The sequence below is a fragment of the Candidatus Accumulibacter meliphilus genome, assembly GCF_036625345.1.
Taxonomy (GTDB): Bacteria; Pseudomonadota; Gammaproteobacteria; order Burkholderiales; family Rhodocyclaceae; genus Accumulibacter; species Accumulibacter meliphilus.
The window spans coordinates 131528-154181 of record NZ_JAZKTZ010000009.1; the positions used below are offsets into that span (position 1 = coordinate 131528).

The following is a 22654-nucleotide window of genomic DNA, read 5'->3' on the forward strand; positions in this document are numbered from 1 at the left end:
ATTTGATCATGGACAAAGACAAAAAGGTCAGAATATTCATCTGCTACGCTCGCCAAGACGAAGACTCCTGCCACGAGCTCGTCAGCCAGCTTGGTTTTATTGGATGGGACAGAGACGTAGACATTTTTATAGACAAATTTTGCGAAAAAGGGGACAAGTGGAAAAACACGATTAGAACAAAAATCCGAGACGCAGATATTATTGTGTTTTTGGTTAGTCAGAATTTTTCAAACTCCACTTTTATCAAGAAATTCGAGTTCCCACTGGCGTGGACAAAGTGCGAAACAGGAGAGGCTATAGGCCTACCTGTAATCCTGACAAACACAGGAATTCCGCTTAAGCTCCAAGAACTTCAATGCGTATACAGCCACGACGGCAAACCTATCTTGGACAGCGCAGATAGAAGCCTTGCTTGGTGCCACGTCGTAGCAGAAATCTCGAAGCATGTGGAGCGATTGCAGAAGGCACGGCGCGAAAACCTGCTTTTGACAGAAGAGGTCAGGGTCCTTCTTTCAAGTATCGTAAAAGAAGCATCATCGGTTTGGTTATGCACGCGCACGGGTCTAGGTTGGAATAAGAACGACTTCCTTCATCATCTCTTGGAGAAGAAACAGTTCAAAGCAAAAATTCTTTTTCTGAACCCGAAAGGAAAGACGTTTAGAAATGACAGTGACAACAATTACAAGCCAAGCTCCCAGAAAGGTTTCGCCAAAGCTGAAAGTCCAGATCAGCGTCAAATTGAGGCAGAGGATTTGCATCGAAAAATCGTTCGTGAAGGCCACTTTGTAAGAGTCGCTGATATCTTGTTACCAAGGACGTTCTGGGCAATCGGTGAAGCCGACTGTGAAACACCAACAGTTGCTTTTATAGAAACCCAAATGCACCTAGCGGATTACGACGGCAATTTATACCTCCCTGCTTCCAGAGGCGATTCTAACATCCGAGCGTATCAAGCTATTTTTGAACAATTATGGAAGCAGGCCACCCCCGCCATCGAAGCATAGCGATAGAAGACATCGTCTGTGCTCAACAATTATGAGAGCTGAGATCATTCGCAATGATCTACGATCAGGGCCAAACTGCTAGCTACCACGGAAGAGGCGTGGCGATCCACGGTCCTCTCCCTCTCGTCGACGCGTCCACCGTCCTCTTTCTGGAAAACCTCGCGAAGCGTCACGGCCCGGTCTGGGCGGCTCCCGACGCAGCTCCGTTGGCACCGCAGGTCGACCTGGAGGACCTGCGCTACATGCTGCGGCGATTGTCGTGCGTCTCGCAAGTAGTGGACTCGGCGCTGACTCTGCCCCTCGGCATGCCACGGGTAAATTTTCCGCCGTTTGCTGTTGAATGCTTGGCTAAGGGACTCGCGAGACTTGCTCCGGACGATGAACCAATCCCACGCGAATGCTCGCTAACCGAATTGTTGGCCGACCGTCCCGACCAACTGGTGCTGCTCACCGGTTGCTTCGACCTGATCCATGCCGGCCACGTACGCTTGATCGAGGCGGCGGCGGCCTATGGTCGGCAGCCGGTTGTCGCGGCGCTCACCTCGCGAGGCATAGCGGAGCAGCCAAAGAACCGTGGCGACCGGCCACTTTGCAGCATGACAGATCGGCAGATCATTCTGCGCGCCTTGCGCTTCGGGGCTCGGGTCATTTTCTTCGACGGCCCGAATAGCCTCGACATCATCCGCTCCCTGCGCCCCGACCTGTGGGTCAAGTCGGCACAAGATAGGGAACGCTCAATCGTGCAAGAGGAAGCACGATTGGTGGAATCTCTGGGTGGACGCGTGCTTTGGCTGCCCGGCCAAGACGGTTCATCATCGACGGCTATCGCGCAAGCGCTGCGAACGTTCCGCATCCAGACAAGTTCGCCAGGAACGGCAAAAGCGCGACCAGCTCAGTTGAATGCATCGACGCGCTAGCACCAACAGGGCGTCGATCGAGGCGGCGTGGCGCGGCGCCAGGACTTATTTCTCCCGGCAGTAGGCATCGCAGTAGGCATCGCACTAGTGGACGTGTGAAGCGTCGCATTCGATACTACGCGCCTTACCTTAAGTGGCCCCCCGCGGGAAGTGCCGCCGCCTATCTGGACTCTTGATGCCTATACATTCTGCCCACCTCGACCGAAGCTGGCCGGCTATTGCGCGGCCGTACGTCACTGCCGGCACGAAGGCAAGTTCATCGTATTCGCTGATCTTCCAGCACTTGCTTCTCGCTTTGCTGATGATGGTGCTAGCACCATTCGCTTACGCGCAGCTCACCCTGCCCAAGCAGTTTTCCGGATTGCTCCAGCCGGCGCCGGCCACGCAGGCCGCCGCCGGCGAAGAGGCCAGCGACGGACGCGCCCACGCCGAGGCGCTACTGGCCGAGGCGCGCCGTCAACAACAGGAGCAAGCGCACCAGGACCGGGGAAGCGCCGAGGAGGGATTGCCGACCAGCGAGCGCCAGCGCCTGCTCGATCGATTGGTCCTTTTTTACAGCGACCGCCTGAAGCTGTTTGACGAACTCGATACGCTGCAACACTCACCACCCGAGACGGCAAACCAGCGGACGCTGATGGCAGAGCTCGCCGGCCCGCCACCCTACTCCGCCTTGCGGGTCGATGCCCTGCGTGATGAACACGACACCCTGAGCGCGCAGCTGAAAAGCCTGACCGCTTCTGTCCGTGCACTCGAAGCCCAGCAGGCCGGCCTGGTAGAGGCGCGCAAGCGAGCGAGCGAAGCCCTTCGTCTGGCGGCCGATCGGCGCAATCAAACCGACAAGGATCGCGACAAGCACGAGCTCGCTGCACTGCGCCTGCAAGAGGCAGAGGCCGACGTGACCGCCAACGGCCTGGCCCTGGACTTCATGAATCTGAAATTGAAGAAGCTGCAACCACTCGCCGAACAAATGCGGCGCCTGCTGTCCCGCGTCCTCCCCGAACAGAAACTTGCCAAGGACGAGCTCGAGCAACAGCAGGCGAGAGCGCGCGGAGACCTGGCCAAAGTGAGCACCGAAATCGATCAGCTCACCGCCGAAAACAACAAACTCACGGTCGAGCACGAACGACTGGCGAAACTGCTGCCGGGCGCCGATCCCGATGGCCCTATTGCCTATCGCATGCAGGTTCTTGCCGAGCAGATGGAGACCAACCGCCTGCGGCTGATGACCTTGACCTGGCTGCACGGCCTGATTCAGATCGCCAGCGACGCCTGGCGTCAGCGTTTCGTCGGTTACAGCTCCGACGATGCTGCGGCCCGGCAGGCGGTTCTCGTGGCGCTGAAACGCACCAGTGATGAGCTCACCAGCCGCCGCGACCTGTTCAACGAACTGCAGAACGGGGCACGCGTCGCGGTCCGGCAACAAGCGCTGCGGCTCGACAATCCCTTGCTCAGTTCCAGTGCGAGGGCACAGGAAGCGGCGATTCTGGAGGCCCTCGAAAAACGTGTGCAGGCCTACGAACGCCTCGAAGTTGCCGGCAGCCGGCTCTATCGCCAGCTGAACCGCTGGCTGGCGGATTTTGGCTTCAGCGGCGAAGCCGGCGACGCCAGCAACTGGAAGCTCGGCGCGCTGCAGGTGAAACAGGTTCTCAAGGAGGTCTGGGACTTCGAGATGTTTGCGGTCGAAGATTCGACCGTCGTCGACGGCAAGACGGTAACCGTTGCCTACGGCGTGACCGTCGGCAAGAGCATTGGCGCGATTGCGCTGTACATCGTCGGCTACTGGCTGTTCTCGCTGCTCTCGGCGCGCATGCAGAGGCTGATGGTGAGCCGCTTCCATGTCGACGAGCAAGTGGCAGGCGTCATTCGTCGCTGGGCGATGATCACCCTGGCGATCGTGCTGATCATCTTCATTCTCAATCTGGCGCGCATCCCGCTCACCGTTTTCGCCTTCATGGGTGGTGCCCTGGCCATCGGCGTCGGTTTCGGAACGCAGACGATCATCAAGAACGTCATCAGCGGCATCATCATCCTCTTCGAACGCAAGATTCGCGTTGGCGACATCATTTCCCTCGCCGGCACGACTGGCTACGTGACCCAGGTCGACCTGCGGGCATCGACGGTGCTCGGCTTTGACGGTATCGAGGCGCTGATACCCAACTCCAGCCTGCTCGAAAACGAGGTCGTCAACTGGACCCATTCCGATGCCCGAATCCGGCGCGAAATCAAAGTCCGCATCGCCTACGGGTCACCGGTGCATGGCGCGGCCGATATCATCCTGGGCTGCGCCGCCGATCACGGAGAGGTCTTGAAGAACCCGAAGCCGGAGGTTTTTTTGGAGGACTTCGGTAATAATGAGCTACTGCTGGTGCTGCTTTTCTGGGTCGAGCTCGGGCCGAAGCTGTTCGGACGCCGGGTCGACAGCGACCTGCGCTTTGCGATGGAGAAGCGCCTGGGCGCCGCCGGAATCAGGATCCCCTTCCCGCAGCACGACGTGCATCTCGACGCCTCGCAGCCCCTGCCGGTGCGTATCACGCCGGCGCCCCCAGCCACCGACTAACGAAAGGAAAGTGCCATGAACCAGAAACTCCTTGAGCGCATCGACCGCCCCGGCCAAAAAAAGATTCTCGCTTGCGACGGCGGCGGCATCCTGGGCCTGATCAGCGTCGAGATCCTGGCCAGAATCGAAGCCGAGCTACGCGCCAAACTCGGCAAGGCCGACCTTGTACTCGCCGACTACTTCGACTTCGTCTGTGGCACCAGCACCGGGGCCATGGTTGCGGCGTGCATTGCGGCGGGCATGTCCACCGACCGGATCCGCAAGTTCTACGTCGAAAGCGGCCAACAGATGTTCGACAAGGCATCCCTGTTGAACCGTCTGAAGTACAGTTACAACGACGAACCGCTGGCGCAGAAGCTGCGCAGCGAGCTTGACGCGGCGCTCGGACATGAGTCCACGCCCGGCGAAGCCAATGCCACCCTCGGCGATGCCAATCTGCGCAGCATGCTGATGATGGTGATGCGCAACGCGACCACCGATTCCCCCTGGCCGGTCTCCAACAACCCGCGCGCCAGGTACAACCAGCTCGATCGCCAGGACTGCAATCTGCGCCTGCCGCTCTGGCAACTGCTACGGGCAAGCACTGCCGCGCCGACTTTCTTCCCACCCGAGGTGGTCACTTTCGCGCCGGGTACGGACAGGGAGTATCAGTTCGTCTTCGTCGATGGCGGCGTCACCACTTACAACAATCCGGCTTTCCTGGCTTTCCAGATGGTCGCCGCTGCGCCATACCAGGTCGGCTGGCAGAGCGGCACCGAAAACCTGCTGATCGTCTCGGTGGGGACCGGCGGCGCCGCCAACGCCCGCCCCGATCTCAAGGCCGACGATCTGTGGCTGCTCGACAACGCCAAGAACCTGCCCGGCGCGCTGATGAACGCGGCTTCCGCAGGTTGGGACATGGCCTGCCGGACGCTGGGCGAATGCCGCTTCGGTCCAGCCATCGACCGTGAGTTTGGCGACATGGTAATGTCCCCGGGGGGAAGCGCCAATGCCAGTGTCGGCAAGCAGTTTGCCTACCTGCGCTACGACCCGGACGTCAGCCAGGCGGGCATCGACGCGCTCGGCCTGGGTGACATCGACGCCAGGAAAGTGCAGGTCATGGACTCGGTAAAAAACATCGGCGACATCCAGAAAGTCGGTCAGACCTACGCCGCCAGAAGCGTTTCAATCGACCATTTGCGGGGCTTTTCCTGAGCGAGAAAGGCGCTTTCGCCAGCTTTCCCCCTCCACTTGCAGTGCGCATTCCGGCTTGCACGCCGGAATCCTTCGACGGGCAGGGAGCATGCTCCCTGAATTCCCCGCCTCCCCCCGGCCCTTCTCCAGACCTCCCGGAATCCCCGGCGAACGTGGTCTAATTTTGGACAGTAGGTCGGCGAAGGCCGTCTCATAGCGGAGACTGGCCGACCTCGATGCGCAGCCATTTTCCGCCGGGAATTCTGGCGCCGAGACCAGTGAGCTTACGGCACAGCTGTTCTTGGGCATAACGGCGGGCGGGTTGCTGTAGCGGCTCCAGGCGAACGACCACCCAGTGCTCGTCACTGCGTACCCAGCCATGGCAGTTGAAGATCGCATAGAGCAGGTCCACCCGATCGCTATCCTTGGCATAGCTGTCGTTAAGCCAATCGAGAAGCTGGCGGCGCACGTTCCATACGGAACTCGTGACGAAGTCGAAGAGATTCTTGCCCTCGTTATCGATGGCGTTGAAGGAGCGGTAATCGGACAGCCCCGTGACATTGACGCGCTCGGGCAAGCGAGCCTTGTCAGCCTGGAGTTGTTTGAGTTGCGTTTCGCTCACGGCGATGGCCGCAGCAAGCCGCCGATGCCGACTGTTGTGGCGCTCACTTCCGTCCCGATTGAAGCTGGGTTGAGTCTTGGCCTGTTGCTTGTAAAGCTTGGCAAGATGGCCCTGGGTGCTCGCGATCTGCTGCGCAAGCCCTTTGATCTGGGGATTGGCGATGTCCTGTTTGTCGCTCTCGGCCAAGCCGAAACCCGGATGGTAATGATAGGGATGACGCCCCTTGAGGTGTTTGAAAGTGTTCTCCGAGGCGCCCCAGCGACTGAGCATCGCGGTCAGCACCTCTTGCGGCGACCACTGAAGGTCAGCGTCCCAGCAGAGCACGCTGATGCGGTGATTGGTGCGCAAATTCCACAACACCACCCGGCGCAGGTCGAACGTATGCACCGACTCGGCCGTGCCGGTGTCGGGATCGGTTTTAGGTGGGTAGACGCACGTCTTGGTCTCTTCGAACAGGCGATAATCCGTGCCGTTCATCGCTACGCTGTGCGTGAAGTCTGCGGCCGGCAAGGCCATGAGCCGCGCAGGATTGGCGTTCTTCTCCCAAGTGATGAAGGGCGTGCGGCTGCGCACGAGTTCGCTGAAAAAGCCCAGTCCATCGCCCTCACGGTCGAAGACCTGTACCGGCGGGGTTCCCAGGGACTGTTGTCGCGCATACTCGCCAAGCCTCAGAATCTGGGCGCGCAGGTCTCCCTTGCCCTCCTGAATGTCGAAATAGACGATGCGCCCCTGTTCGTCACAAGTGACCAGATTGGTCTGTCCGGGCATCGGCATCCGCCGCTGTGTATTCCACGCCGCATGCACCTTGTCCTGTCCGGTATAAGGCAAGAGATGACCGTCCGTAAACCACAGCCGGGTGGCGACCAGGCCGCAGCGGATCTGATCGGCAAAAAACGCCTTCAGCAGCGCACCGGCCCGAGACTTGCCGGCGACGTCATGGAACCAGGACCACAGCGTGTCGAGAGCGGGTAGCCGCCCCAAGCCCAGGAGCCGTCCCGCCTCCTCGCGCCGCTCATGTTTGAGCTGCTCGATGGAGCGGATGTTACGCACCGCCATCAGCACGAACACCTGGAAGATGCGCCAACCGTTCCCGAACAGCTGGGAGAGCCGTTGCATCCACTGCCATTGGCTCATCAGGACCAGCAAGACAGGGAAAATGCCGGCATAGCGGCTGGCTTCCCAGTCATGGTGTTCCGCATAGGGAAGCTCGATCACTGCGGCGGGAACCTGTTCCGGTGAGGCCTGCTCCGCGACTGTCTGGCGGCTCGGCTGATCGACACGCACGACCTCTTCGAGGGGCGCTTCCTCCAGCGCACACCGCGCCGCGGCTTCGCCATCCCACGCGAGTTCCTCTTGGGTCACTTCCGCAGTCAGCCGCTTCTCGACACGCCGCAAAGCTTCGAGTTCGCGGGCCTTGGAGCCGGGGCGGCGTTTGTCAACATGCAGCCGACCTTGCCGTTCTTCGCTCACGCTGCGGCTCGGACTATAGCCATGCAGCAGGCCGGTCACCCCAAATAGCCGATAGCACTCGCGATAGTTGTGCAGCGTCTGGCGACTGAGATTGAGCACCTCGGCCAAGCGCGTCTGGTTCAGCTTCCTCTGTAATAACTCAACCACCAGGAGGCGCCGCTCGGCCTTGTCGGCAAGATTCACCCGTTTGCTCAGACTGCCATGATGATAAAGGTCACCCTGGCTGCGAGGGCCACGCGGAAGGTGCAGACAATAGCCTCTGCCCAAGTCGAAACGGCCTTCCTGCTTAACCGCTGGTTCCAATAACTCGCTCTGCGTCACCCCTCACCCCCAGGTCCCCGCTGCCTGACGCGATTCTAGCATGAGATTTATGCTTATTGCACTTGTTATTGCGTATTTACAATAGGATATAAGCATCGTTGTCCAATAAACGTTTTCCGTTCCCGGCGTGACGAAGGTCCAAAAAACGACGATAAGGCTTTTGAATCACGCGGTTAGCGGGGCGTCTGAGTCGCAATTCCGGGAGGTCTGTTCTCCCGCGAGGAGAGGGGAGTTTCGTGAGTCGCGTACGCGACTTTCACATTAATGGAGCACCCACGGGGCGTGGCCGCGAACGGCGATCGAGCATGGCCAGAAGCGGCGGATCCTGGTTGTAGATGTCTACGCGAAAGGACACCGTGCCCATGTTGTCGGCAGCATCGGACCCCTCGGCGACGGCTGTACGATAGAGCAGCATCACCGGTACATGCCTCCCGACCGGCAGCGTTCGCGTGCGTGCGCTGGCGATCGCGGCGGCCAGCGCTTGCTCGTTCCAGCGCTCCGGATCGTCAAGCAACAGCAGCGCCAGCTCGCGCGGTTTCTCGATCCGCACACAACCCGAACTGAGGGCTCGCACGGGTTTGCTGAAGAGCGCACGCGACGGTGTGTCGTGCAGATAGATGGCGTAGCCGTTCGACAGCGAGAACTTGACCTGACCAAGCGCTCCGCGGGAACCGGATTCCTGCACCACCTGATACGGGAAACCGCCGCGTCTGGCACTGCTCCAGTCGATCTGCTCCGGAGCCACCGCCTGCCCGCTACGGTTGACGATGCGCAAATTGTGCTGTTGCAAGTAGGCCGCATTACGGTTCATGCCCGGGATCACGTCCTCGCGCAGAATGGTCGGTGGCACCACCCATTTCGGATTGAGCACCAGATGCTGGACATGGTCGAGTAGCACCGGCGTTTCGCGGGCCGGACGCCCGACCATTACTTTCGATGACCACACCCGCGCCCCATCGAGCTGGAGAGCTGCATTGAAGCTGGTGATATCGACCACCAGCCGATCCGCACTCATGTCACGCGCCACCCAGCGCACACGTTCCAGGTTCACGCGGATTTGCGCCACGCGTTCGGCCGCGCTGACGTTCAGCGCGGCGACCGTGTTGCTTCCCACCGCCGCGTCGGGGCGCAGGCCGTGCGCCGTCTGGAAGCGCTGCACGGCCTCGGCAAGCGCCTTGTCATAGCGCGTGGCATCGCCGCGCGCGCTGGCCTTGCCAAGCTTGTTGCCCTGGCGCTCACCTGCTGCATCCGCTTTACCGGCTTTACCCGCTTTACCTTTACCCTCTTCTGCCAGCCAGCCCTCCGCCTGCAGGCGCGCGCGTAGCGCCGGTACGCGCGCATCGCTCTCGCCGGGACGCAGCGTCGGACCGTCGGGGACGCTTGGCCAGCCGCCCTTGGCGGCCAGGGCCGTGAACCGTGACAGGGCTTGCTGCAAGCCGCGATAGGCTGCGTCCTGCGGTGCCAGCGCCGCCAGTGCGCTCTGCAGCGAGGCGGCTTCGAGCACTTCGTCCAGCGTCTGCGCGCGCTCCTGTACGCCGGGCGGCGGGGAGAAATTCCAGGTCGAATAAAGCGCGGAGGGATCGACCTTGCCGTAGCGCAGCTGCCGCACAAGGCGCGCCAGGGTCTCGGTAAACAGCAGCTCCCGGTGAACGATCATCTGCGCATCGTCGTCGCTTCGGGCAGCCACCTTGCGCAGCGCGGCAATGTCAAAATCGTCGGGCGCCAGCCCGTGCTCCCGGCTGGCCTCGACCGCGGCGATCAGTTCGCCTCGGCGCGCGTTGTCGGTCCAGGCCGGTCGATAACCCCGTCCGTAATAGAAGAGCCGGATGGCGGCGGCCTCGCTCGAGCCGCCCGACGACTCAACGCTGGCGGGCTCGTTCAGCGCCTGTTCGAGGCGCTGCGCCAGTGTCGTAGCCGGCGCCTGCGGCGAAGAGACCGGCGCCGGCCTGCTGGCGAAGGCGTCTGGCGCCGCGACCGCCTGCGCCAACGCCGGCCCAGCAAGCCCGGTCAACAGCATCGCCGCAGCGAGCCGCCCCAGCGACGCTGTGGCCGCCCTCCGAACCGCCCCGGCACCGCCCAACAAGTCATTGTTCCAGAAGCGCATTTCTTGCAATCCCTGAGAGTTGAAAGACCTATCCAAGTATCGTGCCGTTGCTCGGCGAGCGATTGCTGATCGCGCCCACGATTCATTGCAACGATGGCGCGAGCGCCAAAGAGGACGAAATTTACTACACATATGCAGCAACCGCTTGCTGCCGCCTGAATTTCTCAGCGCCCGGCCCAGCGCCAGGCCGCCAAACCGCCAAGGAGCCAGCGAACAGCGCCTGTCAGCGCGCACCGGCAACGTGGCTTGGAGAGGCAAGAAGCGACGAAGTTCTTCAAAGCAATTCTTCAAAGCACTCGACCAAATACAAGCCAGCGTGCGCGATACGGTCAACATCGGCGCAAGATCGGGTAAAATGGCCGCTTCACGCGTTTTCCGGATAAATCTGACCTATGCCCGATCACTCCACGCACTCGCATGGCACTGCGCACCGCAAGACCGTACCACATCGTCGTTTACTTCTGAAGGGATTAGCCGCTCTCCCGCTGGCCTTGCCCTTCCGCTCAGCCAGCGCCGGCACCGCCAAATACCAACTGAAGTTTCGCCACACGCACACCGACGAATTGCTCGACGTCGTTTTTCGCGACAACCGCGGCTACATCGCCCCCGCCATTCAGCGCATGAACTGGCTGCTGCGCGACCACCGCTCCGGCGAGATGATCCACATGGATCCGCAGTTGTTCGATATTCTGCATGCACTGCGCACGCGTTGCGGCGGCGAAACCTTCGAAATCATATCAGGCTACCGCTCACCGCTCACTAACGCATCGCTGCGTAGCCACAGGCGCGGCGTCGCCAAGAATAGCCTGCACATGGACGGACGTGCCATTGATGTGCGCCTGGTGGGTTTCGATACGGCGCGCCTGAGCCAGGCGGCAGTGGACCTGGGAATTGGCGGCGTCGGCTATTACCCCAGAGCCGACTTCCTGCACGTCGACACCGGCGACTTTCGTACCTGGGGCGCGGCGCGGAGCTGAGCGGCAGCCAGCCATTGCCTGGCCATCGCCAGCACCGCCGTGCAGGACAAGGATAGCCGCCGGCAGGCAGCAGCGCCGAGAGCCCGCGTCGGCAAGGCCCGACCTCCGCCGCGACCGCCACGACCTCCGCGCGAAAGTGCAGAAAATGATCGACGACCTGTTTTCCCGCCTTGACAGCGAAGATCAGCGCCGGGACATCCTCGCCGACGGCGCCATGCTGCTGCATGGCTGCGCGCACGCGCAAGCACCGGCCTTGCTCGCCGCGGTGGACGAGATCGCCGCGGCAGCGCCCTTTCGCCGCATGCAGACGCCCGGCGCTTTGCACATGTCGGTAGCCATGAGCAACTGCGGAGCGCTCGGCTGGGTCAGCGACCGCCAGGGCTACCGCTATTCGCCGCTCGATCCCGACAGCGGGCGGCAGTGGCCGGCAATGCCCGAGGTTTTCTGCCAGCTTGCCCAGATGGCAGCCGCCGCAGCCGGTTTTCCTGGCTTCACGCCGGATGCCTGCCTGATCAACCGCTATGAACCGGGCAGCAAGCTCTCGCTGCACCAGGACAAGGACGAGCGCGATCGCGAAGCGCCGATTGTCTCGGTGTCGCTCGGCTTGCCGGCTGTTTTTCTCTTCGGCGGACTGAAGCGCAAGGAGCCGACGACGCGCGTCCTGCTGGCGCACGGCGATGTCGTCGTCTGGGGCGGCCCTGCCCGCCTGCGTTACCACGGCGTACAAACACTCAAGCATGGGCTCTTCCCGGAGACCGGGAATTGCCGCATCAACCTCACTTTCCGCAAAGCGGGCCCGCCGGGCCGCCAATGAGCATCCGCTTCAGCTGCGCAATACCCCTGCCCGCATCTTTTCGAGCCGGCGACATTCTGGCTTTCCACCGCCGTGATGCGCAGGAAATTGCCGAACGTGTCACCGCCAGCTCCCTGCACAAGGGCCTGCTCTGGGCGGACGCGCCGGCTTGTCTCAGCATTCATTTGGCGGCAGACATGGCCACGGCCGAACTCGACATCGACGACATCGACGACATCGACGACAGCGAGGGCAGCGATGGCATCAATGGCATCAATGGCAACGCGGCCACGAGCAGCGAAGCCGCCTTCCAGGCCATGCTGCGCCGCATGCTCGGCCTGACGCAGGACGTCGAGCAGTTCGCCAGCCGTTATCACCAGCATCCACAGCTCGGCCCGCTGATTGCCGGCCGTCCCGGTTTGCGCGTACCACTGACGGCCACGCCCTTCGAAGCCTTGACCTGGGCGATTACCGGCCAGCAAATCAGCGTCAGGGCCGCTGTCTCGGTGCGGCGAAAACTGATTGTCGCGACCGGCCTGCGCCATTCGAGCGGTCTGTTTTGCTATCCGGAGGCCAGGCAGATCGCTGCACTGAGCGAGGATGACTTGCGACGGGCCGGTTTCTCAATGACCAAGACGCGTAGCTTGCGCTCCCTTGCGCAAGGGGTGCGCAGCGGCAAGCTGCCCTTGGCCGCATGGCTGACGACGCTGCCAATCGACGAAATCCGCGAGCAGCTTCTCGGCGTGCCCGGGATCGGCCCGTGGACCGTCAACTACGCCCTGCTGCGCGGATTCGGCAACCTCGACGGATCTCTGCATGGCGACGTCGCCGTGCGCCGCAAACTGCAAGCGCTGCTCGCATCCCCCGAGAAAATCAGCGAAGCGCAAGCGCGCGACTGGCTGGCACCGTTCACACCCTGGCGAGCCCTGGTCGCCGCCCACCTCTGGGCCATGCCCACGCCCGCCTAGCCCCTCCCCTCGTGGGAGAGGGGTTGGGGAGAAGGGGCAAATCGTGCCCAGCACGAGCCGAGCCAAAATACTCACCCCGCCGCGCCTCAAACAGCCACCGCAACCAATTCCAGCTTGAGCACCTCGACCAGCACCCGCGGCGCGATACCCACCAGATAACCGCGACGACCGCCGTTTATGTAGATCTTCTCGAGTTCGAGAATGCTGCGCTCGACATACACCGGCATCGCCTTGCGCGTGCCAAAAGGGCTGGTGCCGCCAAGCAGGTAACCGGAGTGTCGATTGGCTACCGCCGGGCTGCACGGCGAGATCGTCTTGACGCCGATATGACGCGCGAGCTGCCGGGTCGACACCTCACGATCGCCGTGCATAAGCACGATCAGCGGCCGCTTCCCGTCATCTTCCATGACCAGCGTCTTGATCACCGCATGCTCAGCGATGCCCAGTTCGCGGCAACTGACGGCCGTGCCGCCCTGCTCTTCGTAGGCGTAAGGGTGATCAGTGAAAGCGACACGCGCCGCGCGCAAGACGCGTATGGCCTGCGTAACCGGGAGTTTTTCCTGCGACATGGCCGCAATTCTAAGCCGAGAGCATCCCGGCGCACCAGACCACCGCCGCCTGGAGCGCTCAGGAGCGCGCAGGCTCGCTCGCTGCCGCAGTGGTCTTACTCGCCGAGTTCATCCACAATGGCCAAATGCCAAGCAAAGCAAACCAATGAAAGCAAGCATCCTGCGCATCGACGCCGCTTACCGGGGGTTTTTTGAGCTTCGTCGCCTCACCGTCGAGCACGATCTTTTTGACGGAGGCAGCAGCGGCCCGTTACTGCGGGAAGTCCTGCATCGAAGTGACGTCGCTGCCGCCCTCCTCTACGACGCCGGCACCGACAAGGTCGTGCTCGTTGAACAGTATCGTGCGGGCGCGCACCTGGCGGGAGAAAACCCGTGGCTGATCGACATTGTCGCTGGCCGCATCGAGGCCGGGCAGACGCCCCTCGACACGATCAGGCGCGAAATCGCTGAAGAGTCAGGGCTGACGCCGACCGCCATCGTGCCCATCGGCGTCTATCTCACGGCGCCACACCTGTCCAGCGAACGCGTGCATCTCTATTGCGCGGCGGTGGATACTGGCAGCGTTGCCGGATGCCATGGCCTGGCGCACGAAACTGAGGATATCCGTCCGCTCGTGCTGGCTCGCAGCGAAGCACTGGCGGCGATGGCAACGCAGCCCTTGTCCCTGTGGGCTGGACTGGCGCTCGCCTGGCTTGACAACGAGCAGCGGATCCCCCCTCTCCCCCAGCCCCTCCCCCGCGAGGGGGGAGGGGAGCTTGACCGTGCGCGCGGTGGCGTCGATGGCTAGGCCCTCCCCCACTAGGGTTGAGGGGAACAGGTCGCTGGCCGAACCGAGGCTTGCGATTACACGCTTGCGCTTACACTACAGGTGGCAGTTCGGGTCGTTTGCGCGGGAAGACTTTGCTGCGCGAAATGGCGGGCAGGGGAAACAGATCAGGGAGTGCGCAGCCGGCAGACATCGACCCACTCGCCCTTGGTCACCACTGCCAACTGTGCGGGACTGATCCGGATGGCCGTGTGGAGCGCACCGGCAGCGGGCAAGACCTCGTCGAAGTCCTGTAGCGATTGATCCAGATAGATCGCTAGCGGTTGCGCCAAACCGAAGGGACAGACGCCGCCCACCGGGTGCCCGGTCAGCTCGACAACCTCTTCCGGCGGCGACATTTTGCCTTTCCCGAAGGCCGCCCTGAACTTGCGGTTATCAATACGGGCATCACCGCGTGCCACGAGAATGATGACCCGGCCATCGGCCAGGCGAAAAGCGAGGGTCTTGGCGATGCGACCAGGCTCGACGCCGTGCGCGTCGGCAGCCAGGGCAACCGTGGCGGTGCTGACTGCCAATTCGATGATCGGCAGATCCAGATCGCGGGCGGAAAAGAAATCACGTACGGATTGCAAGCTCATTGCGGGTCTCGTAAAACACGCGCCAAGCCAGATGGGCGCGCGCTGGATATTAGCGGCGCAAGCTCCGCCCGGCAAGCCCTCGCCTTGTCCGCCCTGGAAGGCACGCATGCGATACTTCAGATGCAAATCTCGACGGTGATGACCCTTGGCAACGATTTCAGTGCTTGGCGCCGCCCTCACCCCGATGCGAAAACACGTTGTCACCTTCTTCCATCCGCAAGATTGCCTTGACAGCGCCGATATTTCGCTGCTGAGGAGCCGCGCCTGCGACACCGGCGAGATCTTCCAACTGGTGGCGTGACTTTGTTGATCATCTCGGCAAGAATGACGGACAACGCCAGCCAAACGCTTCACTACGGGGGCACGTGGAAATCTCGCTGCCGCTATCGCCGACAATCGAGGTGCTGAATCGGGCCTGAGCCTCTCGATACGTGCTCCGCCTGCCAGCGCTGGTGGAGCGAGGATTGCAACGGGAGTTTTGTCCCACGTTTTTTGTCCCGGCTTCGGGCTCCCGGCGCCGGGATCGGCGAGGGACGAGCGGCAAGCGGCAAGCGGCAAGCGACAAGCGGCAGAAATCACAGCAATGAACCGTAATGGCGTGCCCCGCACGTCGCCTATTAACAACAGGAGTAAATATTCGTGGCCAAACAGTTATTGATCTATGAAACGGCAGTGCCGGTTTCCGCGACGCGTCATGCCGGCATGTCCCTGGAAGGGAGCGACAGCTATGCCTTCAGCGCGGCTATCAATGCCGTGCCGCTGATGGCAGTCGAGTTTCCGCGTGCCACGGCCGAGTACGCTGTCGTCTTTGCCGCCGACGGCGACGGACTCATGCCGGTGGTGATACTCGGCATACGCAACGAGCAAAACCTCTACCTGGCGCCGGACGGGCATTGGAAGGCCGACTACATTCCGGCCTTTATCCGCCGCTATCCCTTTGTTTTTGCATCCACGGCCGACGGCAAATCGCTCACCCTGTGCATCGACGAGTCGCACCCCGGCGTGAACCGCGAAGGCCGCGGCAACGCCCTCTTCGGCGACGACGGCAAGCCGACGCCCTACGTCGACAAGGTGCTCGAATTTCTCAAGGATTATCAGGCGCAATTCGAACGCACCCGGGTTTTCGGTCGCCGCCTCAAGGATCTCGGGCTGCTCGAACCGATGCAGGCGACCGTCAGCACGCCGAAGGGAGAGAAACTGAGCCTCGGCGGTTTCATGGTCGTCGGCCGCGACAAACTGCGCGCACTTTCCGGCGAGACCCTGCAGCAGCTCGTGAAGAGCGACGAGCTCGAGTTGCTGTACCTGCATCTGGCGTCCCTGCGCAACTTCAACACCGTCAAGGACCGCCTGGTCGGGACCCTCGCCGACGAGCAGCCAGCGACCGATGCCGCCTGATTCCGCCCTTCCCATTCGACCTTCCATATTGCCCCGTTACCACGTTGCCCATTCCACATTCCCGCGCCTCCTCGCAATGACGGTAATGACGGTGGCTGCGGGAGAGTGATGTCGGCAAGCGGGACGCCCGGCTGCCGCTCGCATCACTTCGCCTCCTGAACGGCGGCCTTCGCTTAATCGTTCTTTGCCTGGGGAACAAGCCCGCATGTTGATCACTGCCGCATTCATCGTCCTGGTCTTCGGCTACAGCCTGGTGTCGCGCCGGCTGGAAAGCACGCCGCTTACCGCTCCCCTCCTGTTCACCGCGGCCGGTGTGCTGATGTTGCTCTTCCCGGCAGCGTCCAGGGAACTGTTCCTCGACCGCAAGGCGCTGCTGCTGATCGCCGAAGTTGGCCTGGTGATGACCTTGTTCACCGACGCCTCGCACATCAGCCGCCGCGCCTTGCAGGACAACCGCAGGTTGCCGGTGCGTTTGCTCAGCGTCGGCATGCTGCTCACCATACTGCTCGGGGCGGCGGCGGCGATGGCGTGCTTCGCCGGACTGTCGTGGTGGGAGGCCGGCATTCTCGCCGCGATTCTTGCGCCCACCGACGCCGGCCTCGGACAGATCATCGTCAACAGCCCGCGCGTGCCGGCGCGCATACGGCAGGCGCTGAACGTCGAGGCAGGGCTCAACGACGGACTGGCGGTTCCTTTCCTGATGCTGTTCATTGCTCTCGCTGCAGCCATCGAGGAAGGTGTCGGCGCACGCAGCGTCCTGGCGCATTTTCTCCTCGAACAGATTGGCTACGGAACCGCGATCGGACTGGCGATCGGGCTCGGCGGAGGTCTGCTGATGGGGCTGGCGCAGCGCCGGCAGTGGATGTCGCCCGAGCTTGGCCAGCTTGGCGTCGTGGCGATGCCGCTCCTGTGCATACTGGCCGCCGAGGAGTCCGGGGCGAGCATGTTCATCGCCGCCTTCGTGGCCGGCCTGGCGGCACAGGTCGGCTTCCCGAAAGTCGGGCGCCACAGCGTCGAGTTCACCGAAGGCTGGGGGCAGCTGTTCAATTGGTTCGTCTTCTTCCTGTTCGGATTGCTCTTCGCGCTCGACTGGCAGGATTTCACTCCGCTCATCGTCCTCTACGCCGTTCTCAGCCTGACGGTCGTGCGCATGCTGCCTGTCGCGCTGGCCGTTGCCGGCATCGGGCTCAGTCGCGCAACGGTGCTTTTCCTCGGCTGGTTCGGCCCGCGCGGCCTGGCGTCGATCGTCCTCGGGCTGGTTTACCTGGAGCAGCAGGCGAACCTGCCAGGCGAGAACACCATCCGTCTGGCGGTGATGGCTACCGTGCTGCTCAGCGTTGTCGCGCATGGCTTGAGCGCCAAGACGGGCATCGAGCGCTACACCCGCAGTTGCAAGGCACTGCCAGCAGACGCTCCGGAACACGCAGCCATCAATACGCCGGGAGAGAAATGAAATAGCGAAATAAGGAAATAGCAATCCGTCGAAGGCAGGCGGGGGGACAAAGCATTTGGCGCTCGCAGCCGCAATCGGGACCGGGACCAGGATCGGAATCGGGCCGGCGATCAGCCTCCTGTCGTCGCCCACGCAGCGGCCAGCGGATATAATACGCTTCCCTTCTGGCCGCCCTGTTTTCTGCGACCCCCAAATCACTTAGCAAGGAACCCACGTGAACAAACCCGCCCGACTCAAGCAGAACCTCGCCGCACTCTTTCTCGTCGCTTCACTGGGCGTGCTGTCCGCTTGCTCGAGCGTCGAGACGCAGCCCGAGTCACGCAATCTCGACAGCGCACAAATCAAGCAGGAGCGCAAAGACACGCTGGCCATGGCGAAGACCGCGCTCGACAAGCTTTACGCAACGCAGCCCGACGCTCGTGCCGTCATCAAGGGCGCCGTCGGCTATGGCGTCTTCGACATCACCATGGTCAACGCGCTCGTCGTCGTCGGCTCACGCGGCCCGGGCGTGATTTTCGACAATGCGACCGGCAAGCCAACCTACATGCAGGCGATTCGCGCCGGTACCGGCCCCGGTCTGGGCTACCAGACCATGTATCAAATCTTCGTCTTCAAGTCTGCGGCAGCTCTCGATCAATTCAAGATCGGCGGCAAGGCAGGCGGCGATGTCGGCGCGTCCGCGACCGCCGGCTCGGCGGGAGGAACCATCTCCTTCAATCCCTACATCGACGTCTACCAGTTGACCGAGAAAGGCTTCGCGCTCCAGGCCAACTGGGGTGCCGCCGCCTATTACGTCGATCCGGACCTGAACTGACGCGGCGACAAGGTCGATTCCTGTCCAGCACACCCGGAGATAAAGGCAAGTGAGCTCCCCCTCGTTCAATGATGTTGATGTCGTGCTGCGCGATGGACGTGCGGTGCACCTGCGTCCGATGCACTGCTCGGATGAGGGTGAACTCATGCAATTTTTCGAGCGACTGGACCCGGAAACCCGCTATATGCGCTTCATGCACGTGGTCCGCAAACCCGACGTGAAGCGCTTGCGCAGGGTGCTCGCATTCATTCCCGAGCGCGGTACCGGCATCGTCGCCACCATCCCGGCTGACGATGGGATCGACGTCGTGGGCGGCAGCTCCCTGATGATTGGCCCGGATCCGGCGAGCTGCGAGTTCGCGGTCACCGTCACCGCCGCATACGCTCGAACCGGCCTTGGGCGCACCCTGATGAGTGCGCTGATCGCTGCGGCGAAAGCGCGCGGACTGGTGGAAATGGAAGGTTTCGTGCTGCGCGCCAACACGGCGATGCTGCGGCTCGCCGACCGCCTCGGCTTCACGACCTCGGCCGATCCCGAAGATTTCTCGGTAGTCATCTGCCGACTACGGCTCGACGCGCCCGTCGATCGCCTCTCTCAAGCGTAGAAAGCGTACAGCAATTAGGAGTCGATTCAGAAAACGGAAAAAATCGTACGTTAAGACCCAGAGAACGGACGTAGCGGCCTGAACTTGCCCGCGCCTACCTTAGCACTGCTGCGCCAGAGGTAATCGCCGGTCAGGTTGATGTGTTCCCAGCCCAGCGGCGACAGGTACTGCAACAGCGCCTCATCAACGGCATGGCCATTGCCGCGCAAAGCATGCGCGGCGCGCTCCAGATAGACCGTGTTCCACAACACAACAGCCGCCGTCACCAGGTTGAGGCCGCTGGCCCGATAGCGCTGCTGCTCAAAGCTGCGGTCGCGGATTTCGCCCAACCGATTGAAGAACACCGCCCTGGCAAGCGCGTTGCGCGCTTCGCCCTTGTTCAACCCGGCATGCACGCGACGGCGCAGCTCCACGCTTTGCAGCCAGTCCAGGATGAACAGCGTGCGCTCGATTCGCCCCAGCTCGCGCAGGGCGACAGCCAGGCCGTTCTGGCGTGGATAGCTGCCGAGTTTCCTGACCATCAGCGAGGCCGTCACCGTGCCCTGCTTGATCGAGGTGGCCAGCCGCAGGATTTCGTCCCAATGGGCGCGGACATACTTGATGTTGAGCGTGCCGCCGATCACTGGCTTGAGGGCGTCATAGGCGGCTTCGCCCTTGGTAATGTAGAGCTTGGTATCGCCCAGGTCGCGGATGCGCGGCGCGAAACGGAAGCCCAGCAGGTGCATCAGCGCAAAAACGTGATCGGTGAAGCCCGCCGTGTCGGTGTAGTGCTCCTCAATGCGTAGGTCGGACTCGTGGTACAGCAGGCCATCGAGCACATAGGTCGAATCGCGCACGCCGACACTGACCACCTTGGTGTGAAATGGTGCGTACTGGTCGGAGATGTGGGTGTAGAACGTCCGTCCTGGACTGCTGCCATATTTCGGGTTGATGTGACCGGTACTCTCGGCCTTGCTGCCGGTTCGGAAGTTCTGGCCGTCCGACGATGACGTGGTGCCGTTGCCCCAATGCCCGGCAAACGGATGCCGGACCTGCGCATTGACGAGTTCGGCCAGCGCCGTCGAATAGGTTTCGTCGCGGGTATGCCAGGCTTGCAGCCAGGCGAGCTTGGCGTAGGTCGTGCCAGGGCACGACTCGGCCATCTTGGTCAGGCCCAGGTTGATCGCGTCTGCCAGGATCGTGGTCAGCAACAGGTTCTTGTCTTTGGCCAGGTCACCCGATTTCAGGTGCGTAAAGTGCCTGGTGAATCCCGTCCACTCATCGACTTCGAGCAGAAGTTCGGTAATCTTGATGTGCGGCAGAATCATGGCCGTTTGGTCGATCAGCGCCTGCGCGGTGTCCGGCACCGCTGCATCGAGCGGCGTGATCTTCAGGCCCGACTCGGTGATGATGGCATCCGGTAGGTCATTGGCCGCCGCCATCCGGTTGACCGTGGCGAGCTGCGCTTCCAGCAGCTCCAAGCGCTCGCTCAGGTACTGGTCGCAGTCAGTGACCACGGGCAGCGGCAATGCGCAGGACTGCTTGAGACTGGCGAACTTCTCGGGCGGCACCAGGTAGTCCTCGAAGTCCTTGAACTGGCGCGAACCCTGCACCCAGATGTCGCCCGAGCGCAGGGAGTTCTTGAGTTCCGACAGGGCGCACAGTTCGTAGTAGCGCCGGTCAATTCCGGCGTCGGTGATCACCAACTTCTGCCAGCGCGGCTTGATGAAGCCGGTCGGTGCATCGGCGGGCACCTTGCGGGCGTTGTCGGTGTTCATACCGCGTAGCACCTCGATGGCATCAAGCACGTTTTTAGCGGCGGGCGCGGCCCGAAGCTTGAGCACGGCAAGGAATTCCGGCGCGTAGCGGCGCAGTGTGGCGTAGCTCTCGCCGATGCGATGCAGGAAATCGAAGTCCTCGGGCTGCGCGAGCTTCTGCGCCTCGGTGACGCTCTCGGCGAAAGCGTCCCAGGACATGACGGCTTCGATGGCGGCGAACGGGTCGCGGCCCGATTGCTTGGCGTCGATCAACGCCTGGCCGATGCGCCCGTACAAACTGATGTGCCGGAGGCGCAGCGTGTCGAGGACGCTGACAGCCAGCAAGTTGCCCTTGTCTGTCTGCAATGCCAGTTCGGTGGTGACATGGACGGTCTGCCGGTAGTGCGCCAGGCCGAATGGCTCCACGCCCAAATATGCACGCAGATCAAGCAGATGCTCGCGCCGGGTTTCCTCCCGCTCTGCATACTGCGGCCAGCATGATGGGTTGATACGCAGTTGTCGTCCGATCCATTGCAACAGGGACATTGGCATGGAGGCATCGGGCAGCAAGCCCTGACCTGGGAAACGGAGCAAGCACAACTGCACGGCGACGCCCCGGCGATTGGCATCGCCGCGCCGCTGGCGAATCAGCGACAGGTCGGTCTCGCTGAACGCGTAGTGCCGGATGAATTCATCTTCGGTGTCGGGTGGTAACAGTAGGCTGGCACGCTCGGCGGCGGACAGGATCGAACGGCGTGGCATGCAGTTTCCTTCTTCTTGAAAACGAGGGAATTTGAGAGGCCACACCAGACCACCAACGTGACACGCGAAATCAAGGCGTTGCGATTCTCGAAAATAGTTCTTGAAATGTTATTCTCGATCCCTTACCGTTGCAATGAGTTTCGAGAAGAAAGGATGCCCATGCGACCGTCCGTTGTGCTTGACATGAAGCGAAGTGCAGTGCGCGAAGCGGTGAACCGCTTTCGCACGGCGAATCCGCGCGTCTTCGGTTCGGTGCTGCATGGCACCGACCGGGATGGCAGCGACCTTGACCTGTTGGTCGATGCGCTGCCGGGTGCCACGTTATTGGACTTAGGCGGTCTGCAAGACGATCTGGAATCGCTGCTCGGCATTCACGTTGATTTGCTAACACCCGGCGACTTGCCGCCGAAGTTCCGGGCCAAGGTGCTCGCGGAGGCGCAGCCGGTATGAATGAGAACCGTCTGCCTGATTACATCGATCACATACAGCAGGCCGCAGCAGATGTGTGCGGCTTCGTGGAAGGGTTGGCCAAGGACGACTTCCTGGCCGACAAGCGCACCCAGCAGGCCGTCATCATGAGCCTCATCATCATCGGCGAGGCCGCCACGAAGGTGATGGAGGGCTATGTCGCGTTCACTCAGGCGCACCCCGAGGTGCCGTGGCGCAACATGCGCGGCATGCGCAACCGAATGGCTCACGGCTATTTCGACATCAACCTCGATGTGGTGTGGGAGACGGCCCAAGAGTGGCTACCGGAGTTGCTTAAGCAACTGCCCGCCGTGCGCCAGGATGCCGATGATGAAAACTGTAACGACGAAGGAATGGAACCATGATCTCTCACGTTTTCCGCCACCACCACAGGATGTGTATTGTTCGAAGTGCAACAGGACGGTGGTTGTTGCCGTGAACCCAGGGCAGCCAGGTATTGAATCTGACTGCAGCGACACCAATTCCCCGATTGCACATGACCCGGATCATCAGCCAAACGGTGCAGACGGCATACTCATATGT

At 61.9% G+C, this 22654-nt stretch carries 20 protein-coding genes; 15 read left to right on the forward strand and 5 right to left on the reverse strand.

Features of this window, described 5'->3' with window-relative positions:
• Positions 1-8: 8 nt before the first annotated feature.
• The 4 genes from V5B40_RS18670 to V5B40_RS18685 all read left to right on the forward strand — a co-directional run bounded on the left by V5B40_RS18670 (position 9) and on the right by V5B40_RS18685 (position 5672).
• A complete protein-coding gene (locus tag V5B40_RS18670; RefSeq protein WP_332355900.1) occupies positions 9-1004 on the forward strand; it encodes a toll/interleukin-1 receptor domain-containing protein in 996 nt (331 codons plus the stop codon).
• Positions 1005-1057: 53 nt separating this feature from the next.
• Entirely contained in the window at positions 1058-1921 is an 864-nt protein-coding gene (locus tag V5B40_RS18675; RefSeq protein WP_291995959.1) for an adenylyltransferase/cytidyltransferase family protein, read from the forward strand.
• 175 nt (positions 1922-2096) lie between these two features.
• Positions 2097-4478 (forward strand): mechanosensitive ion channel domain-containing protein, encoded by a 2382-nt coding sequence (locus V5B40_RS18680; RefSeq protein WP_332355901.1) that lies wholly within the window; start codon positions 2097-2099, stop codon positions 4476-4478.
• A gap of 15 nt (positions 4479-4493) precedes the next feature.
• A complete protein-coding gene (locus V5B40_RS18685; protein WP_332355902.1) occupies positions 4494-5672 on the forward strand; it encodes a patatin-like phospholipase family protein in 1179 nt (392 codons plus the stop codon).
• A gap of 190 nt (positions 5673-5862) precedes the next feature.
• Here the strand turns inward: V5B40_RS18685 and V5B40_RS18690 are convergent, their stop codons facing one another.
• Together V5B40_RS18690 and V5B40_RS18695 are read right to left on the reverse strand one after the other, a co-directional pair.
• On the reverse strand, positions 5863-7926 hold the full coding sequence (locus tag V5B40_RS18690; RefSeq protein WP_332353452.1) for a putative transposase: 2064 nt from the start codon (positions 7924-7926) through the stop codon (positions 5863-5865).
• A 394-nt stretch (positions 7927-8320) separates the two neighbouring features.
• Positions 8321-10168: a L,D-transpeptidase family protein gene (locus V5B40_RS18695; protein WP_332355903.1), complete on the reverse strand. Its 1848-nt coding sequence runs from the start codon at positions 10166-10168 to the stop codon at positions 8321-8323.
• 392 nt (positions 10169-10560) lie between these two features.
• Between V5B40_RS18695 and V5B40_RS18700 the strand changes: the two genes are divergently transcribed.
• From V5B40_RS18700 to V5B40_RS18710, 3 genes are all read left to right on the forward strand, one after another.
• Complete coding sequence (locus V5B40_RS18700) at positions 10561-11145, forward strand: YcbK family protein (protein WP_332355904.1); 585 nt, start codon at positions 10561-10563, stop codon at positions 11143-11145.
• Positions 11146-11290: 145 nt separating this feature from the next.
• The gene (alkB, locus tag V5B40_RS18705; RefSeq protein ID WP_332355905.1) at positions 11291-11959 is read left to right on the forward strand and encodes a DNA oxidative demethylase AlkB; all 669 of its coding nucleotides are present in this window, start codon (positions 11291-11293) and stop codon (positions 11957-11959) included.
• The gene (locus V5B40_RS18710; protein WP_332355906.1) at positions 11956-12906 is read left to right on the forward strand and encodes a DNA-3-methyladenine glycosylase 2; all 951 of its coding nucleotides are present in this window, start codon (positions 11956-11958) and stop codon (positions 12904-12906) included. Before alkB ends, V5B40_RS18710 begins: the two co-directional genes overlap by 4 nt.
• Before the next feature lie 86 nt (positions 12907-12992).
• On the opposite strand, the gene V5B40_RS18715 is transcribed toward V5B40_RS18710, so the two are convergent.
• The gene (locus V5B40_RS18715) at positions 12993-13475 is read right to left on the reverse strand and encodes an aminoacyl-tRNA deacylase (protein ID WP_332355907.1); all 483 of its coding nucleotides are present in this window, start codon (positions 13473-13475) and stop codon (positions 12993-12995) included.
• A gap of 145 nt (positions 13476-13620) precedes the next feature.
• On the opposite strand from V5B40_RS18715, the gene V5B40_RS18720 reads away from it, so the two are divergent.
• Positions 13621-14262, forward strand: a complete 642-nt coding sequence (locus tag V5B40_RS18720) for an NUDIX domain-containing protein (protein ID WP_332355908.1) — start codon at positions 13621-13623, stop codon at positions 14260-14262.
• 146 nt (positions 14263-14408) lie between these two features.
• Here V5B40_RS18720 and V5B40_RS18725 read toward each other — a convergent pair whose 3' ends face one another.
• Positions 14409-14879: a YbaK/EbsC family protein gene (locus V5B40_RS18725; RefSeq protein ID WP_332355909.1), complete on the reverse strand. Its 471-nt coding sequence runs from the start codon at positions 14877-14879 to the stop codon at positions 14409-14411.
• 145 nt (positions 14880-15024) lie between these two features.
• Here V5B40_RS18725 and V5B40_RS18730 point away from each other — a divergent pair, with 145 nt between their 5' ends.
• The 5 genes from V5B40_RS18730 (at position 15025) to V5B40_RS18750 (ending at position 19145) form a co-directional block, all read left to right on the forward strand.
• A complete protein-coding gene (locus tag V5B40_RS18730) occupies positions 15025-15180 on the forward strand; it encodes a hypothetical protein (RefSeq protein WP_332355911.1) in 156 nt (51 codons plus the stop codon).
• Between the two features lie 338 nt (positions 15181-15518).
• Positions 15519-16274: a SapC family protein gene (locus V5B40_RS18735; RefSeq protein ID WP_332355912.1), complete on the forward strand. Its 756-nt coding sequence runs from the start codon at positions 15519-15521 to the stop codon at positions 16272-16274.
• 205 nt (positions 16275-16479) lie between these two features.
• Entirely contained in the window at positions 16480-17727 is a 1248-nt protein-coding gene (locus V5B40_RS18740) for a cation:proton antiporter (RefSeq protein WP_332355913.1), read from the forward strand.
• Positions 17728-17941: 214 nt separating this feature from the next.
• Entirely contained in the window at positions 17942-18541 is a 600-nt protein-coding gene (locus V5B40_RS18745; RefSeq protein ID WP_332355914.1) for a hypothetical protein, read from the forward strand.
• Between the two features lie 82 nt (positions 18542-18623).
• Entirely contained in the window at positions 18624-19145 is a 522-nt protein-coding gene (locus V5B40_RS18750) for a GNAT family N-acetyltransferase (RefSeq protein ID WP_332355915.1), read from the forward strand.
• A 50-nt stretch (positions 19146-19195) separates the two neighbouring features.
• Here the strand turns inward: V5B40_RS18750 and V5B40_RS18755 are convergent, their stop codons facing one another.
• Positions 19196-21643 (reverse strand): Tn3 family transposase, encoded by a 2448-nt coding sequence (locus V5B40_RS18755; RefSeq protein ID WP_332355916.1) that lies wholly within the window; start codon positions 21641-21643, stop codon positions 19196-19198.
• A 159-nt stretch (positions 21644-21802) separates the two neighbouring features.
• Between V5B40_RS18755 and V5B40_RS18760 the strand changes: the two genes are divergently transcribed.
• Entirely contained in the window at positions 21803-22093 is a 291-nt protein-coding gene (locus V5B40_RS18760; protein WP_322210873.1) for a nucleotidyltransferase family protein, read from the forward strand.
• Positions 22090-22476, forward strand: a complete 387-nt coding sequence (locus V5B40_RS18765) for a HepT-like ribonuclease domain-containing protein (protein WP_332355917.1) — start codon at positions 22090-22092, stop codon at positions 22474-22476. Before V5B40_RS18760 ends, V5B40_RS18765 begins: the two co-directional genes overlap by 4 nt.
• Positions 22477-22654: the final 178 nt, after the last annotated feature.